This is a genomic window from Vibrio sp. 1288, assembly GCF_033344475.1.
This window is the reverse complement of sequence record NZ_JAWPOX010000552.1, coordinates 1-688: the sequence shown is the minus strand read 5'-3', so window position 1 is coordinate 688 and position 688 is coordinate 1. Positions and strand designations below refer to the sequence as shown.

Here is a 688-nt window from a genome sequence, read left to right as displayed (position 1 = left end):
AATGACTTGTTCTGCTTTTCGGACAACTGTCTTGCGGTTTGTTCAGCAAGTTTCGACTTTCCTGAACGAGCACCACCGAGAATTAACTGCTTCATATATTTTGATAAAACGCGATTAGAGTAAGGTAAACCAAGAGTTCAGAAAGCTGCTGCGCTGCACCTAAGCAATCGCCAGTAAAACCGCCAATGCGCTTAGTCAGCCAACGTTTGAATGCAAATCGAAATGCAAACAAAACGATGACGATAAATGATGTCTGCATTACTCCGAGAAAGAGCGAAGCCACGCCCGCAGTAAACAGCAAAATGGCAACTTCAGACGAGGACTGCTTGTTCGCAAGCGGCTTGCTTTTCGAGGTGTCACTGTCACTCACATAAGGCATGTCGTAAATTAGCGTTGCAGCGAGGGCACGACTCGTGGTGTAGGCCACAACAATAACGAGCCAAAAATCAGGCAAATGCACCAACTCGCTCCAAAGGACAAACTTCGCCAACAACGCCATCACTAATGTTGCGGCGCCATAAGTCCCGATGCGGCTGTCCTTCATGATAGAAAGACGACGTTCAACCGTCATACCGCCGCCAATGCCATCCGCCATATCAGTCAAACCATCTTCGTGAAAAGCACCGGTGAGCAACAGGCTGAACGCCATGGTTAATACAAGAGCAACGGAATCAGGGAAAATAAGTTG

General features: G+C 47.7%; 2 protein-coding genes. Both read right to left on the bottom strand.

Translation table 11 applies throughout. The features are described from left to right. The coding region (locus R8O11_RS27985) for a bifunctional adenosylcobinamide kinase/adenosylcobinamide-phosphate guanylyltransferase (protein ID WP_318194968.1) at positions 1–95 on the bottom strand (95 nt) is incomplete at its 3' end. Beyond that, positions 92–688: adenosylcobinamide-GDP ribazoletransferase (locus R8O11_RS27980; protein ID WP_318194967.1), on the bottom strand; the 597-nt coding region annotated here is incomplete at its 5' end. The genes R8O11_RS27985 and R8O11_RS27980, both read right to left, overlap by 4 nt.